At 60.4% G+C, this 4,773-nt stretch carries 2 protein-coding genes and 1 pseudogene; 1 reads left to right on the top strand and 2 read right to left on the bottom strand.

The genetic code is table 11. The features are described 5' to 3' along the window. Positions 1 to 252: 252 nt before the first annotated feature. On the bottom strand, positions 253 to 2,115 hold the full coding sequence (locus tag ABW043_RS06770) for an ABC transporter ATP-binding protein (RefSeq protein WP_353920456.1): 1,863 nt from the start codon (positions 2,113 to 2,115) through the stop codon (positions 253 to 255). A gap of 206 nt (positions 2,116 to 2,321) precedes the next feature. Beyond that, a complete protein-coding gene (locus ABW043_RS06765; RefSeq protein ID WP_353920455.1) occupies positions 2,322 to 4,184 on the bottom strand; it encodes an ABC transporter ATP-binding protein in 1,863 nt (620 codons plus the stop codon). A 302-nt stretch (positions 4,185 to 4,486) separates the two neighbouring features. Here ABW043_RS06765 and pepN point away from each other — a divergent pair. Then, a pseudogene (pepN, locus tag ABW043_RS06760) lies at positions 4,487 to 4,773 on the top strand (aminopeptidase N); the annotation flags it as partial.

The raw sequence follows: 4,773 nt of genomic DNA, 5'->3' as shown, positions 1-4,773 counted from the left end.
CGAGGAACGGTAGCTTGGCCTGGCTGATATAGTACCAGAAGAAGCGCCACGTCACCGCAGGCGGCTGCAGATCGCCGGTCTTGCCGAACGGATCGAGCCAGGTTTCGAACAGGCGGTGAATGGGTTCGAGGAGTTTCATCGGGCCGGAAAAGAAGAACGCGGGAGCCGAATACTCCATAGCGCCGAATGTTCCGGCGCGGGGTTAAATCTTTGAAATGTTGGGGAAGCCGGTGCGCCGGCCTCCCCTGTTCGTTACTCCGCGGCCTTGGCGTCGAGGTCGAGGAAGCCGCCGGACTGGCGTTCCCAGAGCATGGCATAGTGCCCTCCTGAGGCGAGGAGTTGGGCGTGAGAGCCCTCCTCCACAATGCGACCCTTTTCGAGCACCACGAGCCGGTCCATGGCCGCAATGGTCGAGAGGCGATGCGCAATGGCGATCACCGTCTTGCCCTGCATGAGCATGGTGAGCTGCTCCTGGATCGCCGCTTCCACTTCGGAGTCGAGAGCAGACGTGGCTTCGTCGAGCACCAGGATCGGCGCGTTCTTGAGAAGTACGCGAGCGATGGCGACGCGCTGGCGCTGACCGCCGGAGAGCTTCACCCCACGCTCGCCCACATGAGCGTCATAGGCCAGGCGCCCCTGCGGGTCGGAAAGACCCATGATGACATCGTGGACATTGGCCTGTTCGGCCGCCCGCATCATTTCCTCGTCGGTCGCCGACTGACGGCCGTATTTGAGGTTTTCGCGGACGGACCGGTGCAGCAGAGACGTATCCTGACTGACAAGGCCGATAGCAGAACGCAGGCTCTCCTGGGTCACCGAACGGACGTCGCTTCCGTCGATCTTGATCGAGCCGTCCTGCACATCGAACATGCGCAGGGCGAGATTGACCAGGGTCGACTTGCCCGAACCCGAGCGGCCGACAAGGCCGATCTTTTCGCCGGGCTTCACCGTCAGGCTAAACTCGTCGATGACCGACCCTTCCTTGCCGCGCCAGTAGTTGAAGCTGACATTGTCGTAATGCAGCTCGCCCTTGGTAACGGCGAGAGGCTTGGCTTCCGGCGCGTCGAGCATGGTCAGGGGCTGGGCGATGGTGTCCATCGAGTCCCTGGTCGTGCCGATCTGGCGGAAGATGTTGGAGCCGATTTCGAGGATCCAACCGCTCATGTTCATGATCTGCAGGGCGAAGGGAATGGCGGTCGCCACCGCTGCTGCGGTGAGCACGCCATTGTTCCAGCCGGCGAGGGCCAGCCAGGTGACCGAGACCACGAGGCCCGCGTTGAGCATGAACAGGATCGACCACATGTAGGTGAACACCCGCATCAATTTGCGGAAGCTCACGGCGTGGTCGAGCACGCTGTCGGCGACGTATTTGTCTTCATGCTCGCCGGAGGCGAAGGTCTTGAGCGTCTGGATATTGGTGTAGCTGTCGACGATGCGGCCGGTCATCACCGATTTGCTCTCCGAAAGCTCTTCGGAATAGCGGGCGATGAGCGGCATGGTGATCGAGAAGAGCACCGCATAGAGCAGCAGCCAGACGCCAATCGGCACCAGCAATAGCGGATCGAGCTGGGCTAGGACGACAATGGCCACAACGACGAAGACCAGGGCATACCAGGCCGCGTCGATGGTGAGATTGACGCCGATTTCGATGGCTTCACCGGCCTGGATGACCTTGTTGGCGATGCGGCCGGCAAAGTCGTTCTGGAAGAATGTCCAGCTCTGCCGGATGACATGCCAGTGGCTTTGCCAGCGGATAAGATCGACCAGGTTGGGCACGATGCCGTGGTTGCGGATCAGCGTGTCGAAAAAGAAGGTCAGTGGCCGGACGAGGACCACGACGAAGATCATCCAAAGGAAGGTCTGGCCGTGCTGGTCGAAGATTTCGCCGGGATTTGTGGTTGCCAGCATCCCCACCACCATGCCGACAAAGACGGGCATGAGCGCATCGGCGACCGAGCCGATGGCAACAAGGCCAATACGGATCGCGAAGGCGCCTTTGAACTGGGCGACGAAGTAGCGAACGAAGGGCGTAAGGCCCATGGGCGGCTGGCGGTCTTTGGCCAGGGCGACGGGCGAATAGAGATTGTCGAAGAAGTCGATGACGCGGTTGAACATTTTCTGCTCATTTTATTGAGCCGCGCCTGACAGAACGTGCTGTTCGTATCAGGTTCGGTGCCGGGAAAGGGGTTTGCATTGGCTCGGGGCGATGGCGTTCGGATTGCCCAGGTGTCGCGTCATGATGAAATCTCCCATTTGGGATCTCCTTTGGTTGGCGCCCTCCACCATGGAGGGCGTGTGAAATCTGTTTGGGACGGCGGCGCTTACTGCGCCGCGTCCTCGACCTGATCCATCTCCAGGAACCCGCCCGATTGGCGCGCCCAGAGCTGGCTATAGATACCGCCTGAATCCACGAGCTCGGCATGAGTGCCCTGCTCAACGATCTGCCCCTTATCGAGCACCACCAGACGGTCCATCATGGCGATGGTCGACAGGCGGTGAGCGATGGCGATCACGGTCTTGCCGCGCATCAGCAGCTCGAACTGGCTCTGGATGGCAGCTTCGACCTCGGAGTCGAGGGCCGACGTTGCCTCATCGAGCACCAGAATCGGGGCATTTTTCAAGAGTACACGTGCAATCGCGATGCGCTGGCGCTGACCGCCCGACAGCTTGACGCCGCGTTCGCCCACATGGGCGTCGTAGCCCGTGCGGCCTTTGTAGTCTGAAAGGTCCGCGATGAAGTCGTGAGCCTCGGCCAGTTTTGCGGCTTCGATCATCTCTTCTTCGGTCGCGTCCGGGCGGCCATAGACAATGTTGTCCCTAACGGAACGATGCAGCAGGGACGTGTCCTGGGTCACGACGCCGATATTGGCGCGGAGGCTATCCTGCTGGATCGTTGAAATGTCATTGCCGTCCACCAGAACGCGCCCCCCCTGCCGATCGTAGAAACGCAGCAGCAGATTGACGATGGTGGATTTACCCGCGCCGGAACGACCGACAAGGCCGATCTTTTCGCCCGGACGGATATCGAGGTTGAGCCCTTCGATGACGCCCGAAGACTTGCCGTAGTGGAACGAGACGTTATCGAACTTGATGTCGCCCTCGACACGGCCGATCGGCTTGGCATCGGGCTTGTCCGACACGACGCGCGGCAGCGAGATAGAATTGATGCCATCCTTGACCGTGCCGATGTTCTCGAACAGCGAGGACATTTCCCACATCACCCATTGGCTCATGCCCTGGAAGCGCATGACGAGGCCAAGCGAGACGGCCAGCGCGCCGGGGCTCATGACGCCCTGCATCCAGAGCCAGATGCCAGTCGCGCCCACCGCAAACAGCAGCAGGGCGTTGGACCAGAGGACCAGCATGTTGAGCCAGGTGAACAGCCGCATCTGGCGATAGACGGTGTTCAGAAACTCATCCATGGCCTCGCGGGCATAGGACTCTTCGCGGTTGGAATGGCTGAAGAGCTTTACCGTGGCGATATTGGTGTAGCTGTCGACGATACGGCCGGTCATCATCGAGCGCGCATCGGCTTGGGACTGCGAAATCTTGCCCATGCGTGGGATGAAGTAGACCATCAGCGCCACATAGGCGACCAGCCACACGAGGAAGGGGATGGCGAGGCGCCAATCTGCCGAAGCAGCCAGGAAGACGGCGCCCGTGAAGTAGACGACGACATAGACCAGCATGTCGAGCAGCTTCATGACCACTTCGCGAACGGCGAGCGAGGTCTGCATCAGCTTGGCGCCGATGCGTCCCGCGAACTCGTCCTGGAAGTAGCTCATCGACTGGCGGATAAGGTAGCGGTGCGCCATCCAGCGAATACGTTGCGGGAAATTCCCGAGCAGCGTCTGGTGCATGGTCAGCGTCGACAGCAGCGCGAAGGCTGGCAGGATGAAGACGATCATCGCACCCATGAACGCCAGCTTCCAGCCGTCCGTCTGCAGGAACGTGTTGGGGTCTGCGCCGGCGAGCCAGTTCACCACGTCGCCGATGAAGCTGAAGACGAGGATTTCGCCAATGGCAACGGCGGCCGCGGCAAAGGCCATCAGGGCCAGCCACTTCTTGGCGCCGTGGCTGTAGTGCAGGCAGAATGCCAGAAGACCCTTTGGTGGCTCGGTTGGCTCTCCCGAGGGATAAGCGTCCAGCTGTTTTTCAAACCATTTCAGCACTTGCGTCACCATGTATATCGTCCGGAAAGGACACCATGGCCGAACGCTAAGTGACGGCTATGACATTGGCCGTCAGCAGGTTCTGGCGATGGACGATCCATCCAGGAAAATTTCAAAGACCGCGCTCGATACGTTCCATTGAACGCAGAGGAGCCGCGTGGCGTTTAGCCCAGGCCTCCTCCCTAATGCCCGGAGGCATCAAAGAATTGGGCTATGCAGCCAAGAGCGGCGTAGCATACACAAAAGGCTAGAGTCGGCTGTTGCCTCTTGGCCACATTCGAACGCCAGAAAATAACGTTGCACTGGACCATTTCATGCGCACCGAAACCGAGCACACCATCTACCTCAAGGACTACGCTCCGACGCCCTACGCCATCGTGGCCGTGGACATGGACTTCAAGATCACTGAGGCGGTGACTCGCGTTCGGACGCAGATGACCATCGAGCCGCGGCCGGAAACTGCGCCGGGCACGTCGCTGGTGCTCGACGGAGATGGGCTCACTCTGCAATCCATCGCTATCGACGGGCTGCCGATGATGCTGTCAGCTTATGCGACCGACGAAAACGGCCTGACCGTCGTTGAGCCGCCCTTCCGGCGCTT

The organism is Devosia sp. (genome assembly GCF_040509215.1).
Lineage (GTDB): Bacteria > Pseudomonadota > Alphaproteobacteria > Rhizobiales > Devosiaceae > Devosia.
The sequence above is the reverse complement of the archived record's forward strand: the minus strand, read 5'-3'. Positions and strand labels throughout refer to the sequence as shown.